This is a genomic window from Vibrio sp. J1-1, assembly GCF_021728395.1.
In the GTDB taxonomy this organism is placed as follows: Bacteria; Pseudomonadota; Gammaproteobacteria; order Enterobacterales; family Vibrionaceae; genus Vibrio.
Map to the genome: position 1 here is coordinate 301,712 of NZ_JAKKCM010000002.1, position 19,683 is coordinate 321,394.

A 19,683-nucleotide genomic window follows, 5' to 3' on the forward strand; every position below is an offset into this window, starting at 1 on the left:
GATTAAAAAGCGCTTTGCTCAACAAAGCCAGATGGAAACATAAAGTCAATTTAATCAACAAGTTTAAATAGTACAAATAACAATATGTGCTGTGAGTATCACTTAAGAGCCCACGAGCACAACCCCTACAGAATACGAGACAAAGGAAACAAAAATGGACGGAGCATTGATAGGAATTGTGATTGGCATCATTGCCATGATGGGGATGATCGTAAAAACGCGTATCCCAGTAGCACTTGCAATGGTTATTGCCAGCATCATCATGGGATTGTTTGCTGGAATGGCCCCAACTGACCTAATTAACGCGATCAAAGCTGGCTTCGGCGGCGTTCTAGGTGGTATCGGCCTAATCATCGCATTTGGCGTGATCATGGGGGCGTGTTTTGAGCGCTCTGGCGCTGCGGTTCGCATGGCGAAAACCTTCGTGAAGATCTGTGGTAAAGGTCGTGAGGATCTTGCGCTTGGTTTTACCGGCGTACTCGTGGCAATCCCTGTATTTTGTGATTCTGCGTACATCATTTTACACTCTCTCGTTCGCGCAATTTCACGTGACACAGGTAAATCAGCCGTTGGTTTAGGTGTCACTCTTGCTCTAGGTCTACTGATCACGCACGCACTTGTACCACCAACACCTGGCCCAGTGGCTGTTGCTGGTATTCTTGGCGTAGATCTTGGGGAGTACATGCTTTGGGGTCTGATGGTATCAATCCCTATGATGCTGCTATCGATGATCTACATCCGCCGTGTAGGTAATGAATACTACCGCGTACCAAACGGTGAAACTTGGATCACGAACCAGGCAGATTGGGCAAACCTAGAGAAAGTAAAAGCGACAGACGACAAAGAACTACCAGGTAACTTCTTATCTTTCGGTCCTATTCTGATCCCTATCGCACTTATCCTAATCAACACGTTAGTTGGCAAAGGTGATTCAGCTCTACACACGGTTCTTTCTTTACTGGGTAACCCTGTGGTTGCGGTTGGTCTAGGTGTGCTGATGGCGCTTTATGGCCTGACTCGTAAGATTGAGCGTAAAGATATGGTTGGTTCAATGGATGATGCGTTATCTACAACAGGCTTAATCCTTGTAGTAACAGGTTGTGGCGGCGCAATGGGTGCAGTACTAAAAGCATCAGGTGCTGGTCCTCAGGTTGCCGAAGCTATTGCTAATAGCGGTATTCCACCACTACTAGTACCATTGGCAATCGCATCAATGCTTCGCCTGATTCAAGGTTCAGCAACAGCGTCTATGATGGTTGCGGCTACAATGACTTTACCTCTAGTAGAGACGTTAGGTCTAGATCCAGTATTTGTTGCACTAGCTTGTGCGGTAGGCCCTGTTGGCTTCTCTCACCTAAATGACTCTTACTTCCACATCATCAACCGTACGCTAGGTATTACTGAGCTTACAGATCAATTGAAGATTTGGACTGTATCGTCAACGATTGCATGGGCGATCGGTGCGTCAATCATCATGGTACTAAACTTAGTGTTTGGTAAAGGTGGTACCTTCATCGACCCACTAGTACCAATCGCTGTACTTGCAGCCGTTATTATTGCGGTAAAAATCAAAAGTAGTAAAACAAACTCACTAGAGTCGATTGCATAACATAAAAAATAAGCAATAAATCCAGAAACCCATATTGGAAATTTCAATATGGGTTTCTTTATTACCTTTGTATAGTTTAAAAGACTATTGTTTCAGGAGAATAAAATGAAAGTGGTGATTGCCCCAGATTCATTTAAAGAGAGCTTGACCGCTAAGCAAGTCAGCGATGCGATTAAAAGAGGGTTAAAGCGCGTCTGGAAAGATGCCGAATTCGTCACTATACCAGTAGCCGATGGTGGAGAAGGGACTGTTCAAGCGTTAATTGATGCAACTCAAGGTGAACTAGTTGTTGTCTCAGTGAAAGGACCGCTAGGTACTGAAATAAACGCTCATTACGGTATCCTTGGAGATCGTGAAACCGCTGTGATCGAAATGGCTGAAGCAAGCGGTTTGCATCTTGTTCCACAAGAACTACGAGATCCTAAAAGGACTAGTAGCTTTGGCACAGGTCAACTGATTCTTGATGCACTAGATAAAGGTATTCAGCGTTTTATCATTGGATTAGGTGGCAGTGCAACGAATGATGGGGGCATTGGTATGCTCGCCGCACTGGGTGTGAGGTTTTTAAATCAAGCCGGTGAGGAAATTACACCTGATGGCGCTGGATTGGTTGAGTTAGTATCCATCGATCACTCTACTCTTGATGCACGCTTAGCAGAGTGTGACTTTTTGGTGGCATGCGACGTGGACAACCCTTTGTGCGGAGAAGAGGGGGCGTCTAAAGTATTCGGGCCACAAAAAGGTGCTACTAAAGAAGATATAGAACTATTAGATGGCGCTTTGAAAAAATTTGGAGAGCTAACGGAACAGGTCATGGGAAGACATGTTTTGACGGAAAAAGGTGCTGGTGCTGCTGGCGGAATGGGGGCAGCATTAATGGGCTTTCTATCCTCAAGTATGAAACCGGGTATAGAGATAGTTTTAGATACAGTCAAGCTATCAGAACATGTCTCGGATGCTGATATCGTTTTCACTGGTGAAGGGAGAATCGACCAACAAACTATACATGGTAAAACTCCGATGGGCGTCGCGAAAGTAGCGAAGCAATTTGATCTTCCAGTCATTGCGCTTGCAGGGTGCACTGGGGAAAACTATCAAGCAGTTTACGAGTGTGGCATTGATGCGGTGTTTGTATGCGTTTCACGTGCGATGAGCCTACCAGAAGCGTTAGAGGAAGCTGATATCAACTTGGAAAACCTTGCGGAAAATGTCGCAAGATTAAGTAATTTATCGATGTTATCTCAAACACAAGTAACGCTCAGCAAAAAATAAAAACGGTTTGTTTTTCAGCTTCAGTAAACTAAGGCTACGTTTGATCATTTTTACTTTAATCACTAATACTTACTGAATATTGACTTAAGCCCAGAAGTCTAGGGAAGGAAGTATTGTGAAGAAACTGCGTATTAGCTCATGCTCTTTAAACCAGACTCCAATGGACTGGAGTGGAAACCTGCATAACATTCAGAAAGCAATCAATAGAGCGCATGAAGCCGGTGCGGAGCTTCTTATTACGCCAGAGTTGTGCATTTCTGGTTATGGTTGTGAAGATTTTTTCCATAGTCCTCATGTCTCTGAGCGGGCGCTTAAAAGTGTTTTCGACCTACTACCATCGATTCCAGCTAGTATGGCGGTGTCGGTTGGCTTGCCCGTGATGATCAACAATCGTGTTTACAATGGGGTTGCGCTGCTTACGCGTGAGGGCATTCAAGGCATCTCTCTAAAGCGTAATTTAGCCGCGAATGGTCTTCATTATGAGCAACGTTGGTTTACGCCATGGACTCGAGGTAAACACGCGACGGTGATACTCAAAGAGGGGACACCACCTGTGCGTGTTGGTAATCTGGTTTACAGCGTTAACGGTGTCAAAGTAGGCTTTGAAATCTGCGAGGATGCCTGGGTTGCCGACCGAACTTCGGAACGTTTCTTCAATCAAGGTGTAGAAGTCATTGCGAACCCAAGCGCGAGTCACTTTGCGATTGGCAAATCACTGACTCGTAAGCGACTGGTGGAAGAGTCGAGCCGCGTATATTCAGCATGTTATGTGTATTCCAACCTATCTGGTTGTGAATCTGGGCGGGCTATTTATGATGCAGGTGTGATGATTGCGGTTGATGGCAGCTTGGTTGCTAAAGGCGAACGGTTTCATATGAGCGATGTGGAGGTCGTTACAGCAGATGTCGATTTAGCCCGCAGTCAGATTGGTCAAATTAATAACAGTCAGCGTTATTATGAAACGCATGACTTTGATACAGAGGCGGTCATCAAAGTCATACTTGGTCAATCTCCTAACTCTCCCAAGTTGCATGTACCGCCGCTAAATCAGCCTTGGGAAGACAGTGAACACCTAGAACATGAAGAAGCACTGCGTGCGATTGCGATAGGTTTACGTGATTGGCTTAGAAAAACACATACTGGCGGCTACGCCCTCTCTCTTAGCGGAGGCGCGGATTCTGCATTAGTTGCAAGTGCTGTTTATACAGCCGTTATCCTGGAATTGTGGGAGCTGGTTACCAAAACAGAGAAAGGTGACGAGTGTTTATTGCCTGTTCATCTGCGTCAATTTTTGACCGAAGATAAAATATGTAAATTCAAACAGGTGGGGGCCACAGACAAGCTTGAGAAATTAGTCAGGGATACGGCGTCGGCAATAATGGTGAACATGTTAACCACCGCGTATCAGGCCAGTGCGAACAGTGGTTCCGTTACTCATACCGCGGCGCAAAAAGTGGCGGAGTCATTTGGGGCGAAATTTCTTAACCTGAGTGTTGCCGAGGTGGTGAAGAATTACGAGTCGATGATATCAAAAGCAACCAACCTAGATCTCAATTGGGATGATCATGATATCGCGCTACAAAACATTCAGGCACGAGTGCGCTCACCAAGTATCTGGTTCATTGCGAATCTTGAAAATAAACTGCTGCTGACGACGAGTAATATGTCGGAAGGGGCGGTAGGCTACTGCACAATGGATGGTGACTCTTCCGGTGTACTAGCGCCTATCTCTGGTGTCACTAAAAGCCGAATTCTCAAGCTACTGGTATGGCTAGAGCAAAAAGGATTTTATTGCACTGGTAATCACATCATGAAGTTAGAGGCGCTGTCTTACATCAACAATCAACGTCCAACGGCCGAGCTGCGCCCCGAAGAACAAAGTGATGAAGAGGATTTGATGCCTTATGATGTGCTCGATCGTATGGTCTTTTTGACGTTAGAATCCGGTATGTCACCAAGTGATATTTTTGAGGTGATGACTGAAGAATTTGAACTCGTCGACAAGCAAACCATGGCCACATATATCGTCAAATTTTTTAAGTTGCTGTTTCGCAATCAATGGAAACGCGACCGTCAGGCTCCGGGTTTTCATATCGAACTCAATAGTTTGGATCCAAAAACCTATAAACGCTTTCCGCTTTTGAGTTCTGGATACCAAGAGGAGCTAGCCTTCATCGAGAATCATTGCGGGACGAAAGACTGCTAACGTAATCCCATATCGTTTGTAACAGCTATCTCGCTTTGCCTTTTTGCTCTGATAGTGGGATCGGCTTTAACTGGCTGGGCTCAGGTATTGTTTTTAAGTGGTAATGTTGCAATTTTTAGATTCGTAAATCACCGCCGATGTATAGCGACAGGGATACGTCTAGGACCAAAGTTTTCTCTTGCTCCTGCAAACCGTCCAGGCACTTTGTGGCCACAGTGATTACAATGGCCAGTGTCGTCTAAATGGTATTCACCGAGTTGATACCAATCTCTCTCAATGATCGGTTTACCACAGGCTGGACAATAGGTAGCGTCGGAATTTGGATTGTGAACGTTGCCACAATAAACAAAGTGTAAACCGTGCGAAAGGGCTATATCCCGGGCTCGCAATAAGGTGCTCAGCGGGGTTCTGCCTTTGTCTAGCATTTTGAAATCTGGGTGGAAGGCACTGAAATGCAGTGGAATATCTGGTCCCAGATGTTCAAAGATCCATTGGCACATGGCGTTGAGCTCAGCGTCACTGTCATTTTCACCAGGAATGAGAAGAGTGGTGATTTCGAACCACACGTCGGTTTCATTTTTCAGATACAGCAATGTATCGAGAACAGGTTGCAGGTGACCGTGACATATCTTGTGATAGAAATGCTCAGTGAAGCCTTTCAAGTCGATATTCGCGGCATCCATATGACGGTAGAACTCTTCTCTTGGCTCTTCACATATGTAACCAGCGCTCACAGCAACACTTTTCAAACCAAGATCATGAGCTGCGATAGCCGCATCGATGGCGTACTCCATAAATACAACCGGATCGTTGTAAGTAAACGCTAAGCTTTTACAACCGTATTTTAAGGCTGTTTGTGCCAACTCTTCCGGCATTGCAGCATCGCATAAGGTGTCAAATTCGCGCGACTTACTGATATCCCAATTCTGACAGAATTGGCAACTAAGGTTACATCCGGCAGTACCGAAACTCAGAACACTTGAACCAGGATAGAAGTGGTTGAGCGGTTTTTTCTCTATGGGATCGATGCAGAATCCCGATGAACGTCCGTAACTGGTCAGGACGATTTCTCCCTGCCTATGCATACGTACGAAACAGGCGCCGCGCTTTCCTTCTCGCAATGTGCATTTGCGTGGACACACATCACAACATACGCGACCGTCTTCTAGCTTATGCCAGTAGCGAGTTGGGAAAAAATTGGGAGGAGAGGTTTGCATAGTGAATTCACTCTCTAATGACCTACACTAAAAGTATAGTTGATGCCATACGAGTAGGAATGTAATGAAATATCGGGAAGCCGCGGTGGCCGGAAGATTTTATCCCGCAACAGCACATGAACTCACAAGCCAGCTAGCCGGTTATTTCTCCGAGCAAGCACTGTTTAATGATATTCCAAAGGCACTGATCGTACCCCATGCAGGCTACTTTTATTCCGGTGAAGTGGCTGCTAAGGCTTATCGTCTCCTATGTAATAGCACGGATAATTATTCTCGTGTTGTGTTGCTCGGGCCAAGCCATCATGTCGCATTAGAGGGGTGTGCAGTTCCGGACAGTGATGTGTTTCTTACCCCGACGGGAGAAGTAATGATAGATCGTGAGGGGCTTGAGGATTTGCTGTCGCAAGATCTAGTCACCACGTCAGATCAAGCTCACCATTGGGAGCACTCTTTAGAGGTGCAACTTCCTTTCCTGCAATATTGTCTTGATGATTTTACGCTTTTACCGATAGTCGTGGGACGCGACTTGCAAGGATACGTTAAGCGCATATTAGAAGCAGTCACAAAAACGCCGAACACTCTGATTGTGGTAAGCAGTGATCTTAGCCATTACCATCCTTACACTGAAGCCAATGAGATTGATACCGATACTATTCAGCGTGTTTTGTCGTTCGGCAGTAATATTCATCCGAAAAGAGCCTGTGGCTGCAATGCGATCAATGGCTTGCTAGACTTCGCCAAGGAACAGCACTGGGAGATCAAGTGTATCAATTATACCAACTCAGGAGATGTGATGGCTCATCATGAAAATCGCGCCCCAGAACCGTCCGAAGGAGTTGTTGGTTATGCTAGCTTCATCTTGTATTGAATTAAGTCAGGCGGCTAAAACGCGCCTTTTACAAATGGTTTGGCAGGTTCTTGATGAAGCGCTCAGAGGGAATGGGTTGTACCTTCCGCCAGAACCAGATCTTAAAGAGTTACTCAAGCCTGCTGCTTGTTTTGTTACGTTACAGTATCACGGAAAATTGCGCGGCTGTATTGGGTCTTTACAAGCGAATGAGCCACTGTGGCTCAACGTCTGCAAAAATGCATACTCCAGTGGTTTTAAGGATTCACGGTTTCCGCCCGTTACATTGAGTGATCGTGCTGGGTTGAGTGTCGATATTTCCGTGTTATCAGAACTGGTTCCCTTAAAAAATCACGGTGAAGCGACTTTGTTAGCAACCTTACGTCCCAGTATTGATGGATTGTTATTGGAGGATGATTGGCACCGAGCGGTGTTTCTGCCTTCTGTGTGGGAAGTCGTATCAAGTCCGGAGCAGTTCCTTCTTGAATTAAAGCGTAAAGGAGGGTGGCCAGACACTTACTGGAACGAAGACATCGTTATTCATCATTTCACAACAACTGTGATCTCTGAAATATAGTTTTATCTCTGCATTATAGTTTTAGCCGCTCGCTCTATTTCTGACTTTGCAAAGCGTGAGTCGGGTAGCGGTTGATCACATTTTCTAATGTCATAACCCCAAACATGATCTTTCTGACAAAGGACTCGGAACTGCCCACAAAGTAGAAATGAGGGTGTTTAGACCATATTCGTTGTAGCTTTTTGTCCAGTTTAGCTGCTTGATCCAGAGACTCATATCTGGTTGGGTTGTTACTGCTGATGTCTTGGCCAGATACCGCAGCAGACTCAAAAAAGATCACGGCATCATATCGCTCAAGTTCTTTCTCGAATGTAGAGTTTATTTGCTTAAAGAAATCACTCTCCGAGTTAGGCCAGTATGCGAGGCCATCAAGTGTGCCACGGTCACAGACTAATAATTTATCCGGATGCTGTACCTTATGGATTTCTTCGAGGTTTTTTTGCAGTTGGAAAATAGTCTTTTGCACCATCTTAATACTTTGTTCATTTTCAGAGCGCGCGACGCCGCCAGAGAAAAGCAAAGTGGCCGCTTCAGGAACAACCACGATCTGCTCTCTAAGCTCTCTGCGAAATAAATCCAATGCAGTGGTTTTCCCACCACCAGGACCACCAGTTACCACAACTTGTAGTTGCTTTTTCATCCTGACCTCTGACTTTAAGTAGTGCGTTGATATTTAAAGCATAGTCAAAAAAGAAACAACGTTAGGTAATGTTAGGTTTAATAAATGGCTGGCTCGGTAAACCACATACAAATATTTCTGACTCTGTGAATTATGTGCACTGTCGGTGTTGTCTAAATAACCTCGAACTCAAGTCGCTTATTATCATGCATATTGATTGAGTGCATTTCGATGGATCCTGGATGGAACTCGCACAAAGTAATACGTGGGTCTGGGATAAAGTTGTTCGCACTGTAACCTGCGCCAGTATCAATAAATAACTTATTTTTCTTAATTTTGGGGCTGTTTAACGGGGTATGGCCGGACACAACAAAATCAACATTATCAATATGCTTACCTGTACTTCTTAAAATATCATCCCGACCCCAAAGCATGGTCTTAATAGATTCTTTATCTACGGACTTTTCGTCGGGTGGCCATAGAGTAAACGGATACTCGGCATGCAGTACCCCAATAAGCCACTGGTTGACTTCCAAACTGAGCGTCAGACTATAGAACGAAGCAACGGTTTCTCTGGCAGTTTCTTTTTCGGCTTGCGTTAAGGATAACCACCATTCGCCACCATTCATCATCCACATGGACTTTCTGTAAGGGTCTTGATCGAATCTTTCCAAAATAAAGCTGTCGTGATTTCCCAGGACGGGAAAGAACCATTTTTCTCTCGCGAGGTTTAAACATCGTAATGAGTCATTACCTCGATCGGTTAAATCACCAACCGAGAATACGCGATCTCGATATTTGTCGAAGTGGAGCACCTTTAACGCATGAATAAACAGTTCGAAATTACCATGAATATCACCAACAAACAGATCTTTTCCCAACGTATTTCGGGAGAAGCGAGTATGTAATGGTAAGTCAGACGGACTGCTCATGATCACTAGCTTACTTATATCAGCGATACCTTACTCAAGAATAGCACAGGCTAAAAAAGGGCAGTTTGCACTTGTAAGTCGTCGCTTTAGAGCGTCGTTAATCCTTATTGACTTCAGATAAAAGAAAATCGCGAAATGTCTGATTGGCACGCGAAAGGTAGCTATCTTTACGCCAAGCGAGGCTCAGATCGATTTCGAACGTTTCAGCGAATGGACGAGTAACTATCTCATCGTCATCTCTTATTGCGACTTTCCACATCGGTGAAATGGCGTAACCTTGGCGAATCACTGCTTTGATTAAAGGCAGTAAGTTACTGCTAAACGCGACTTTCGGTTTCATGTTAACTTGCTGAGAAACTAGGTCAATTAAGGTGTGGTGATAGTAGCCTTTTTGAAACAGGACTAAATCGTGTGCAAGAAAATCAGAATACTCAATCACCTCTTTCTCTGCTAAAGGGTGATCGACGGCCATACAAACGACCATTTCTTCGCGAATAAGAGGGCCGCTTTCTAATTCCGGTGTGAGGTCTTTGCTCGCAACGACACCAAGCTCCACTTCTCCTTCAAGTAACATTCGTCGAATATTACGCGTGCCTGTATCGAGGATATTCATATCAATATTCGGATATTGATGCCTGAATGCCATCACAAGAGGCGGAAAGTAGTAAGAGCCGAGCATGCTGGGTACGGCGACGTCAACCAAACCCTGATCTAATCCTTCCATTGCCTGCATCGCCAACTTGGCATCATCAGCCTGTTTTAAGATTTGTTTAGCGTGTGAAAGAAACTCATTGCCAGCGACGGTCAAAGAAATACCGCGATCTCTGCGATTAAACAGTGGGGTTTTCAGTTCCTGCTCCAGTTTCTTGATACTACTGCTAATTGCTGGTTGCGCTAAGTTCATCAACCTGGCTGCGGCGGAAATAGAGCTGTGCTCTGCGGCGGCAACAAAATGCTTTAACTGTCGTAATTCCATATCCACTCATCCTTACCTAGATCGCACGGCGACGGCGTCGATTCATCTAAGCATATAAATATTATTTATGGATCTGATAAATACAAAATATTTTTTTTATTGTCAATTGGTCGATACCCTAGCGCTGTAACCAGTTTCATTAATTAATAAGAAAAAGTAGTTTGCAGTGAAAAAATCAGCCCATTACAGCAGAGTCGTCATTTGTGTCTGTCTCTTCTCCATCGTCACTTTTGCCAATATCTATTGGTTGCAGCCCCTGCTACCCGTTCTTCAGAAAGAATTTCAGGTAAGCTCTTTGGCTGCAAACTTGGCAATGTCAGCACCTTTATTTGGTATGGGATTGGGCTTATTGATTTTCGCCAGTTTGTCTGACGCTATCGGGCGGTGCAAAGTGTTATTAGTGGGGACCGCGATTGGGCTTTTGGTCTCGCTTGCTCTGCCTATGGTAAAAAACTATGACGTTTTCTTAAGCTTACGTTTTCTTCAGGGTATGTTTTTGGCGGTATGTCCGGCATTGGCAGTACCGCTTATGGGAGAGGAACTGAGAAAAAGTTGGCTAGCAGGCGCAGTCGGTTTTTACGTAGCCTCTAACACACTTGGCGGGATCTGCAGTCGCTTAATGGGTGGACTCAGCGCGGAACTTCTTGGTAACTGGGCATACGCTGGCTATATGATTGCCGGTATCAGTGTGGTTCTGTATGTCATCATTTACTGTTTATTGCCTAAGCAGCGTCACTTTAAACCAGCTCCTCTTCGAGTGGGTAAATGTCTCAAAGCGTATGGCTATCACCTTAAAAACCCTCAGCTGGTGGTGTTGTACCTATTAATCGGTTTGGCATTCGGTACGTTTGTTAATCTTTCTAACTACTTGATGATGGTGTTGAGCGATTACCCATATAACCTGCCTAGCGACATTCGTAGTTTGATGTTTTTAACGTTACTTGGCGGTACAACCAGCTCTTCGCTTGCCGGGCAGTTTGCAAAAAAACACAGTCAGATTACTGGTGTGGCGTTTGGCGCAATCATCATGTTGATGGCCAACTTTTTAATGAGTTGGTCTAACATCTATACCATGGTGATCGGGATGGTGATGGTATCGGTTGGATTCTTTTTCTGTCATGCGCAAGCCAGTACCTTGATTGGTCGAAAAGCCACTAAATCTAAAGGCAGTGCCCAAGCGCTATACAGTCTGTTTTATTACTCCGGTGCGAGCTTAGGCGTATTTTTCTTAGAGCCGTTTTATCAAGCCTGGGGATGGCAGGGTATTCTGGGAGCCACACGTATCGCACTCGCGCTTTGTATCCTATTGGTGATCATTTACCAGTGGATCAAAATATACAAAGACAACCACTCTCATGCTATGTCATAAATGCTCTGTGTATGATTGTGTTTAGCGTATCGTTAAAAGAGCCTATCGCGGGCTCTTTTTCATTTTGGATGAAGTAAAGCATATGCAACTCTTGTGTTAATCCAATGTTTCAGGCAGTCTGGAAGTTCGATTATATATCCAACTCAATCCCCGAGAGCTAATCGGTAAGTCGCTTTTGCCAACTATCCGTATTACGTGACACGGTGGACGCCTGAAAGGAAGCATAATGTCATTACGTGATCGGTTATTAGCTCTCACCATCGTGCTGGTGTGGGGTATCAATTTTGTGGTCATTAAAGTTGGCTTGCTAGGAATGCCACCTCTGTTGCTGGCAGGACTACGTTTTGCTCTGGTCGCGTTTCCTGCGTTGTTATTCATTCCTCGCCCCAAACTGCCTTTAAAATGGCTTGTTGCCTACGGTTTAACCATCAGTTTTGGTCAGTTTGCGTTACTTTTCTGGGCGCTGAATGTTGGCTTAGCGGCTGGACTAGCATCATTACTCTTACAAGCTCAGGCGTTTATAACGTTAGGATTTGGAATACTGCTACTAAGAGAGACGGTGCAGCGCCACAATGTTATCGCGGTTGCAACCTCAGGTTGTGGTGTTTACTTACTTGCGGCGGTACAACATGATGGAGCCGCGTCGCTTACCGGTGTCACCTTGATATTAATTTTAGGTGCTGCAACTTGTTGGGCGCTTGGCAATATTACTAATAAAGTGATCATGAAAAATTACAGCGTGCCGACTATGTCACTGATCGTATGGAGCGCGCTAGTTCCAACACTCGCCTTTGCCATCGCCTCTTTTTCGATAGAGGGACCAGAGGTTATCAAGAGCTCTGTGTTAAATATGCAATGGCACAATATGTTTTCGATTGTTTACTTGTCACTTTTGGCGACCATTGTTGGCTATGGAGGTTGGAGTTACCTGCTGAGTCGTTATCCAACCGCTTTGGTTGCTCCTCTGTCATTACTAGTTCCGGTATTTGGTTTGCTCAGTGCTTGGGTATTACTAGACGAGAGCCTGAGCTTCTACCAAATAGCAGGTGTAGTGGTAATTGCTATTGGGCTGATAATCAATGTATTTGGTCAACGTTGGTTCAGGAGAAAAGCTGATCTGGTATCACCAGTATAACGATAACCTGCAAAATAGAATCGCTTGGTTATCTTATTGATGGGCAATGCCACTAAGTGTTAAATTTGAACAAGCAAAGTGAGTATAGAAGCATTAAAATGCTATCACTTTTTGGTTATTAGCCGTAACTATATAAATCATTAATAAACAAGGACTTCAAAGCCTCACTATGAACGAAACTCAGTTTCCGATAAATTCGCACTTTGCGTATCACGCCCATGTCTATTTTGACCAACAAACTATCACGTTTGCTGCCGCGCTATGCGAAGAAGCTGGCCGTCGTTTTAATGTACATATTGGTAGGGTTCATGAGAAGTTGGTTGGCCCGCATCCTAAATGGAGTTGCCAGATTAAATTCACCTCTAATGAGTTTGATGATCTGGTGCCTTGGTTAGAGCAAAAAAGGAATGGCTTATCGGTTCTGATACATGCTGATACGGGAAATGATTTGGAAGATCATACACTGCACGCTTACTGGTTAGGCGAGCGTCTTGAGCTTGATTTGTCATTATTCAGTGCTGAAAAACAATAACCTATTTAACGATGTTAGTTCCCTTGTTCTCATTATAAAAAGAATCGCAATGTTGATTCTTTTTTAATGCGAATAATATATACAACCCCCTCCCTGGCAGACTAGTCCTATACCAAATCTTGAATATTTAAGTATCTTATCTGAAACCTTTCTTTAACGGTTCAGACTTAACCCGACAGGCAGTTAAAAGCGAACTGCCTCCGCACTATTTACTCTAGTAGCTGCTAAAACAAAAGTTCCATTCAATAGTGAAGTTGATCCCAGTTGAGTAGGCTTTGTCTCGATTGCTGGGTCTTACCACTCCTTAAGTAACTTTTCTAACCATTCTATGAACATAAAATTATGTCGAGAAAGGTGTTTTTCTTTATTCGCTATGTAGTAACAGAGCTGAGAATTGATGGCTTGGGTGTTCATTTCGGTTAACACGCCTGCTTTTACATAGCCTTGCGTGAGTGTTCTTGAACAGAATACATAGGCGTTTTCTAGTAAAGCTTGTTGAATACCAAATAACTCTTGATCGAATTGTCTAACATTAATTTGCTTGTTCTGTAGGCCGTTGAGTTCTAGCCATGCTTGCAGTGGCACACTTGGCAAGGTGCTATTTTTCCAATCGGTGGTGTAAATAGTAATTTGCTCTGTCTGGCTAAATTGTGCCGCAGTGTGAGCTGTACAAAATAGATTAAATTGTTCGAGTTTGATTACATCAGTGTTTGATTGTTTGTCAATTTCACCGAGTCGAATAGGTAAGGTGAAGTTGTTTGCTTCAATGCTCTCACCGCTTGTGATATTCACGTTGCTCGCAGGATATAGCGTATAAAATTCTTGAAGAGCGGGAATTAGAACCAAAGCGGCAAATGACGACGTGGTTGCGACATTAATTTGTTTATCTTTCGCTGCAACTTTTTCGATCGCTGTTTCGATAGTTTGAAAGCCTTGGCTGGTAGCGGCTGCTAGTTCTTTACCAAGTTCAGTAAGTGTCACTTTTCTTGTTGTACGCACGAATAAGGTAACGCTAAGTCGCTGCTCAAGTTTATTAATGTGGTGAGAAACAGCAGTTGGCGAAATGGATAATTCAGCGGCGGCAGCCTTAAAACTGCCCAGCCTGGCAGCTGATTCGAACGCTTTGAGCGCGGGCAAAGAAACTTGCATGATTTCTTCTCTTTAAACAATGAAAGCAAAAATTAGATGAATTTTACTCATCTGTAAATGTTTTTTACTCGTTTGTGATTCGTCCCATGAATTAGAAAAATAGCAGTCAGATTAAACAAGCCGAGGTGCCCAAAATGAGTGTTATTTTACATGTAGATTCGAGCGTTAGAGCGGTTGCGAATGCAAACCCCGAACACGACTCCATTTCTAAAAAACTAGCAAAAAAGTTTATTTCACAGTTTAGAGAAGAATCTACTATAGATGAGTATATTTATCGTGATGTAGGTGTAACTGCGCCTCAGTTTATTAATCAAGATTGGATAGGCGCGGTATTTACCCCAGAATCGAAAAGAACCTCTCATCAACAGCAGATTTTGACGCAGTCAGATGAACTTATTGCTGAGGTGGAAAAAGCTAATATCATCGTCATTTCGTCACCAATGTATAATTACGGAATGCCAGCACAGTTAAAGGCTTGGTTTGATCAAGTCATACGTATAAACAAAACCTTTGATTTTGATTTAGCGCGTGGTGATAAGCCTTTGGCTCCTATACTGTCCGACAAGACATTAGTGATTATTACTTCAAGTGGTGAGTTTGGTTTTGAAAAAGGCGGAATAAACGAAGCATCCAGTCATCTGGTGCCGCATTTACGTACTTTGAGTAAGTACTTAGGTGTGACAGATATTTACGAGATAGCGTCAGAGTATCAAGAGTTTGCCGATCATAGACATGAAAAATCATTGCAAATGGCTGAGTCTAAAGCCGATGAAACCGCTTCTGTATTGGCCGAAAAGTTGAGGCTTAAAACATGTTAGACACAAAGCAAATTACGTATTTTTCTAAACAAACAATAGCACTAGCTCAGCAACAAGTAGACAAGGGTGGCCTACCTTTTTCATCTGTCATTGTTAACCAACATGGTGACTGTATAGGTGAAGGGGTAAATCAAGTTAATGAGTTAAATGATTGTACTGCTCATGCTGAAATTCAAGCGATTAGGGCTGCTTGTGAAAAGTTAGGACGTACCACTCTTACAGGCTCAACCTTATTCGCTTCTGGAGAGCCATGCGGTTTATGTTATATGGCGATACGTCTAGCTAAAATCAGTCAAGTAGTGATTTTGCTGGATAGAAATGAAGTCAAGCAGGTCGGGTTTGATTATCTGTGGACGTATCAATTGCAATCTGAAATGACACCTAGCTTCAAGGTTGAGAATCTATCAAATGAGGCTAGATTTGGTCCATTTATCCAGTGCCAACAAGGCTTAGACACCACCGGCTTATGATTAAACTCTTAGGGCAAAAGAGGACTTCACTGAGTGAGCGTCTCCTTGCCCACCGTCTACTTTGGTCATCTAGTTAGCTTTCTTTAATGTCATACAGAATAGAACAGGCCAAAATATACTGACGATTCTTTGTGTTGATGAAACTAATTCAGGCCAGTGATAATGAACGCGAGGCGTGAAATACGTCAATGGCTACAGTCGGTACCCAAACTAAAATCATCACATTTGGCGGCGATGTTGAAGTGCTTGGTTTTAAGTTAAACGGATCAAAAAGGGCAAGCACCATCATGCTCGCCCTTATTTTGGTCATTTACAATTGTTCTACAAGCTGAGGTAGTATCTCAAACAGATCGCCGACTAATCCATAGTCAGCAACTTCAAAGATCGGGGAGTCTGGATCTTTGTTGATGGCGACAATCACTTTTGACTCTTTCATGCCTGCAAGGTGCTGGATTGCACCGGAGATCCCAACTGCAATATAAAGTTTAGGTGCCACGATTTTACCGGTTTGACCCACTTGCAAGTCGTTAGCAACAAATCCTGCATCGACCGCAGCGCGAGAAGCACCAATTGCTGCACCGAGCTTATCAGCGACTTTTTCAATCAATTCAAAGTTCTCTTTGCTACCCACGCCACGACCACCAGAGATCACGATTTCTGCGGCAGTGAGTTCAGGTCGCTCTGAAACGGTCTTGTCGATAGCAATCAACTCAACGATTGGAGTTTGAACCGAGGTTTGCTGATGTTCAATGTCAACTTGGTTATTACACGCCACTGAATCAAAGGCAGAAGCACGGACGGTTACCACTCGCAACGGGTCGTTTGAAGTCACTTTAGCGAAGGCGTTACCAGCATAGATTGGGCGGATAAATGTTTTATCATCAACCACTTGAACGATGTCAGAGATTTGCCCGACGCCGCATTTAGCTGCGATGCGTGGTGCAAGATCTTTACCTTTTGATGATGAACTTGCCCAGATAGCGTCGAAATCTTTGGCAAGATTTGTCACTACTGGCGCGACATTTTCAGCGAACTGGTGCACCAGCGATTCGTCGTCAATGCAAATCACCTTAGCAATACCATCAACTCGGCTTGCCTGTTGGGCGACGTCTTCACACTGATAACCAACCACGAGTAGCGTGTTGTCTTGACTCAACTGACCCGCAGCATTCACAACTTTCAGCGTATCTGCATGCAGTTGTTGGTTGTCATGTTCTGCAATAATTAGATTCTTCATGAAATCACCTTCGCTTCGTTACGTAACTTATCGATAAGTTCCGAGACGGACTCTACTTTGATGCCTGCTTTTCGTTGCGCTGGTGGTGTGACTTCGGTGATGGTCTGGCTAAATACAATCTCAACGCCCAAGCTTTCTGGTGTGATTGTGTCTAGAGGTTTGCGTTTGGCTTTCATGATGTTTGGCAATGATGCAAAGCGTGGCTCATTTAAGCGCAAATCAGTGCTGATCACCGCTGGCAAGCTCATTGCAACCGTCATCAAACCACCATCAACTTCTCTCACCACCTGAACCTTTTGATCTTCAATCTTCACTTCCGAAGCGAAGGTCGCCTGAGGCCAATCAAGTAGAGCTGCCAACATTTGTGCAACTTGGTTGTTGTCGGTATCGATGGACTGTTTGCCCGTGATCACCAGCTGAGCTTGTTCTTGCTCTACGATCGCTTTTAGCAGTTTCGATACGATTAGCGGCTCAATCTTGTCTGCGGTTTCAATATGAATGGCTCGATCTGCGCCTAGCGCTAGGGCAGTACGCAATTGTTCCTGACATTGTGTGCCACCAGCACTCACAACGATGACTTCGTCTGCAATCCCTTGCTCTTTAAGTCGTACTGCTTCTTCAACGGCGATTTCACAGAAAGGGTTGATAGTCATCTTGACGTTATTGGTTTCAACATCGCTGTTGTCCGATTTAACACGGACCTTAACATAAGGATCGATGACCCTTTTAATTGGCACTAGTATTTTCACGTTAGATTCCTTTTTACAGTGAAGGCGTCTTTAAATTGATGTTAATTTACCTTTACGTTTGCGTCAACTTTAAATATATTGTTGTTTAACAAGTTGGCAACATGCAAAAAAGAAGAAGGGAATACAACCATGGAAAGAGACTGCATGGAGTTTGATGTTCTGATTGTTGGTGCGGGACCTGCAGGCTTGTCTGCTGCCTGTCGCATTAAACAGTTGGCAATGGAAAAAGACCAAGAAATCTCAGTTTGTGTTGTAGAGAAAGGTTCGGAAGTCGGGGCGCATATTCTCTCTGGTGCGGTGTTTGAAACGCGCAGTCTGGAGGAGCTGTTTCCAGATTGGGAAGCAAAAGGTGCCCCACTTAATACCAAAGTAAACCAAGATAAAACCTACTATCTGAGTAACGAACTCAATGGTCATGAGCTGCCAACATGGGCGGTGCCCAATACGTTACATAACGAAGGTAACTACATAATAAGCTTGGGCAACTTATGCCGTTGGATGGCGAATGAAGCGGAAAACCTAGGGGTTGAAATCTACCCAGGTTTCAGTGCTAGTCAGGCTATCTTCGACGAGAATAACCGTGTTTGTGGCGTGCTCACTGGTGATATGGGGTTGGATAAAAATGGCGAGCAGAAAGCCAATTTTGAGCCGGGTATCGAGCTTCGCGCTAAATTTACTCTGTTTGCCGAAGGTGCCCGAGGACATATTGGTAAGCAACTGATTAATAAATTTAATCTAGCTGATGGTAAAACGCCTCAACACTATGCGATAGGCTTTAAAGAGCTATGGGAAATTCCAGCCGAACAGCACCAGCAAGGTTTAGTTGTTCATGGCTTAGGTTGGCCACTGGCGAGTGAGGCTACAGGGGGAAGCTACCTCTATCATCTGGAAGGTAACCAAGTCGCCGTTGGCCTGATCGTTGACCTCAACTACACCAACCCTCATCTCAGCCCGTTCGACGAATTCCAACGGTTCAAACATCACCCGATGATTGAGCAGTACCTTAAAAAAGGTAAGCGTATCAGCTATGGTGCGAGAGCGATCGCTAAAGGTGGGTTCCACTCTCTTCCTACTCAACAATTTGCAGGTGGATTACTGATTGGCTGCGATGCAGGAACGCTCAACGGTGCCAAAATCAAAGGCACTCATACTGCAATGAAATCGGGTATGCTTGCTGCCGAAGCGGTATTCGAAGCGATATCAAATCAGTCGGTTACTGCTGATTACCACAAACACTTCAAACAATCTTGGCTGTATAAAGAACTGTATCAGGCGCGCAACTTTTCAAGCGGTATCCATCGCTTTGGCGCTTGGTTAGGGGGCGGATTAGCGATGTTGGAACACAATGTGTTAAAAGGCAAAGCGAAGTGGAATGTACGCTGTGATAACCCTGATCATGAGTCGTTACTATTGGCAGAAAAGAGCCATGAGATAGAGTATCCAAAACCTGATGGCGTATTGAGTTTTGATCGCCTCTCTTCAGTCTATTTATCCAATATCTTCCACGAAGAAGATCAGCCATGCCACCTCCGACTTGCCAGTCAACGCATTCCAATTGAACAGAACCTAGCGCTTTATGCCGAACCTGCGCAACGCTATTGTCCTGCTGGCGTGTATGAGCTCGTACAAGGTGAAGAGCAAGCTGAATTACAAATTAATGCGGCGAACTGTATCCACTGTAAAACGTGCGACATAAAGGACCCAAGTCAAAACATTACCTGGACACCTCCTGAAGGGGGCGGTGGTCCTAATTACCCGAATATGTAATTTCGTAAGTAATCTTTTGTTAACAATTTATTTACCTAAAGTTTGCGTTGGTTCAAATCTTAATCGATGAACTGGATTGCAACTTCAACTTCTAGGCACTATCCTGATTTTAACTTGACGTTTACGTAAACTGAATAAATGAGTTGATGCATAGGTGTATAAGCAGTTGCCAGTATCAACGTCAGGCTGGATATGGAAATAG

18 protein-coding genes are annotated in these 19,683 nt (G+C 44.2%); 11 read left to right on the forward strand and 7 right to left on the reverse strand.

Going from position 1 to position 19,683, the window contains the following annotated elements:
- Positions 1-154: 154 nt before the first annotated feature.
- The 3 genes from L3V31_RS04050 to nadE all read left to right on the forward strand — a co-directional run bounded on the left by L3V31_RS04050 (position 155) and on the right by nadE (position 5,087).
- Positions 155-1,609 (forward strand): TRAP transporter large permease subunit, encoded by a 1,455-nt coding sequence (locus L3V31_RS04050; RefSeq protein ID WP_237314842.1) that lies wholly within the window; start codon positions 155-157, stop codon positions 1,607-1,609.
- 105 nt (positions 1,610-1,714) lie between these two features.
- Entirely contained in the window at positions 1,715-2,881 is a 1,167-nt protein-coding gene (locus tag L3V31_RS04055) for a glycerate kinase (RefSeq protein ID WP_237314843.1), read from the forward strand.
- 115 nt (positions 2,882-2,996) lie between these two features.
- Entirely contained in the window at positions 2,997-5,087 is a 2,091-nt protein-coding gene (gene nadE / locus L3V31_RS04060; RefSeq protein WP_237314844.1) for an NAD(+) synthase, read from the forward strand.
- Between the two features lie 128 nt (positions 5,088-5,215).
- On the opposite strand, the gene amrS is transcribed toward nadE, so the two are convergent.
- On the reverse strand, positions 5,216-6,304 hold the full coding sequence (gene amrS, locus L3V31_RS04065) for an AmmeMemoRadiSam system radical SAM enzyme (protein WP_237314845.1): 1,089 nt from the start codon (positions 6,302-6,304) through the stop codon (positions 5,216-5,218).
- Between the two features lie 64 nt (positions 6,305-6,368).
- Here amrS and amrB point away from each other — a divergent pair, with 64 nt between their 5' ends.
- On the forward strand, positions 6,369-7,172 hold the full coding sequence (gene amrB, locus L3V31_RS04070) for an AmmeMemoRadiSam system protein B (protein ID WP_237314846.1): 804 nt from the start codon (positions 6,369-6,371) through the stop codon (positions 7,170-7,172).
- Complete coding sequence (amrA, locus tag L3V31_RS04075) at positions 7,150-7,728, forward strand: AmmeMemoRadiSam system protein A (protein WP_237314847.1); 579 nt, start codon at positions 7,150-7,152, stop codon at positions 7,726-7,728. Before amrB ends, amrA begins: the two co-directional genes overlap by 23 nt.
- A 34-nt stretch (positions 7,729-7,762) precedes the next feature.
- Here the strand turns inward: amrA and L3V31_RS04080 are convergent, their stop codons facing one another.
- The 3 genes from L3V31_RS04080 to L3V31_RS04090 all read right to left on the reverse strand — a co-directional run bounded on the left by L3V31_RS04080 (position 7,763) and on the right by L3V31_RS04090 (position 10,255).
- Positions 7,763-8,368 (reverse strand): AAA family ATPase, encoded by a 606-nt coding sequence (locus L3V31_RS04080; RefSeq protein WP_237314848.1) that lies wholly within the window; start codon positions 8,366-8,368, stop codon positions 7,763-7,765.
- A 152-nt stretch (positions 8,369-8,520) separates the two neighbouring features.
- Positions 8,521-9,279 carry a metallophosphoesterase gene (locus L3V31_RS04085; RefSeq protein WP_237314849.1) on the reverse strand — a complete coding sequence of 253 codons (759 nt, stop codon included), beginning with the start codon at positions 9,277-9,279 and terminating at the stop codon, positions 8,521-8,523.
- Between the two features lie 97 nt (positions 9,280-9,376).
- Positions 9,377-10,255, reverse strand: a complete 879-nt coding sequence (locus tag L3V31_RS04090; RefSeq protein WP_237314850.1) for a LysR family transcriptional regulator — start codon at positions 10,253-10,255, stop codon at positions 9,377-9,379.
- 166 nt (positions 10,256-10,421) lie between these two features.
- Between L3V31_RS04090 and L3V31_RS04095 the strand changes: the two genes are divergently transcribed.
- From L3V31_RS04095 to L3V31_RS04105, 3 genes are all read left to right on the forward strand, one after another.
- Positions 10,422-11,624, forward strand: a complete 1,203-nt coding sequence (locus tag L3V31_RS04095; RefSeq protein ID WP_237314851.1) for an MFS transporter — start codon at positions 10,422-10,424, stop codon at positions 11,622-11,624.
- Between the two features lie 226 nt (positions 11,625-11,850).
- Positions 11,851-12,759 (forward strand): EamA family transporter, encoded by a 909-nt coding sequence (locus L3V31_RS04100; RefSeq protein WP_237314852.1) that lies wholly within the window; start codon positions 11,851-11,853, stop codon positions 12,757-12,759.
- A 169-nt stretch (positions 12,760-12,928) separates the two neighbouring features.
- The gene (locus L3V31_RS04105; RefSeq protein WP_237314853.1) at positions 12,929-13,291 is read left to right on the forward strand and encodes a DOPA 4,5-dioxygenase family protein; all 363 of its coding nucleotides are present in this window, start codon (positions 12,929-12,931) and stop codon (positions 13,289-13,291) included.
- A 294-nt stretch (positions 13,292-13,585) separates the two neighbouring features.
- On the opposite strand, the gene L3V31_RS04110 is transcribed toward L3V31_RS04105, so the two are convergent.
- Entirely contained in the window at positions 13,586-14,440 is an 855-nt protein-coding gene (locus tag L3V31_RS04110) for a LysR family transcriptional regulator (protein ID WP_237314854.1), read from the reverse strand.
- 134 nt (positions 14,441-14,574) lie between these two features.
- Between L3V31_RS04110 and L3V31_RS04115 the strand changes: the two genes are divergently transcribed.
- Together L3V31_RS04115 and L3V31_RS04120 are read left to right on the forward strand one after the other, a co-directional pair.
- Entirely contained in the window at positions 14,575-15,258 is a 684-nt protein-coding gene (locus L3V31_RS04115; RefSeq protein WP_237314855.1) for an NAD(P)H-dependent oxidoreductase, read from the forward strand.
- The gene (locus L3V31_RS04120) at positions 15,252-15,728 is read left to right on the forward strand and encodes a nucleoside deaminase (RefSeq protein WP_237314856.1); all 477 of its coding nucleotides are present in this window, start codon (positions 15,252-15,254) and stop codon (positions 15,726-15,728) included. Before L3V31_RS04115 ends, L3V31_RS04120 begins: the two co-directional genes overlap by 7 nt.
- 310 nt (positions 15,729-16,038) lie before the next feature.
- Here L3V31_RS04120 and L3V31_RS04125 read toward each other — a convergent pair whose 3' ends face one another.
- Positions 16,039-16,965: an FAD-binding protein gene (locus tag L3V31_RS04125; RefSeq protein ID WP_237314857.1), complete on the reverse strand. Its 927-nt coding sequence runs from the start codon at positions 16,963-16,965 to the stop codon at positions 16,039-16,041.
- Positions 16,962-17,714: an electron transfer flavoprotein subunit beta/FixA family protein gene (locus L3V31_RS04130; RefSeq protein ID WP_237314858.1), complete on the reverse strand. Its 753-nt coding sequence runs from the start codon at positions 17,712-17,714 to the stop codon at positions 16,962-16,964. Before L3V31_RS04130 ends, L3V31_RS04125 begins: the two co-directional genes overlap by 4 nt.
- A gap of 129 nt (positions 17,715-17,843) precedes the next feature.
- On the opposite strand from L3V31_RS04130, the gene L3V31_RS04135 reads away from it, so the two are divergent.
- On the forward strand, positions 17,844-19,481 hold the full coding sequence (locus L3V31_RS04135) for an electron transfer flavoprotein-ubiquinone oxidoreductase (RefSeq protein ID WP_237314859.1): 1,638 nt from the start codon (positions 17,844-17,846) through the stop codon (positions 19,479-19,481).
- Positions 19,482-19,683 lie beyond the last annotated feature (202 nt).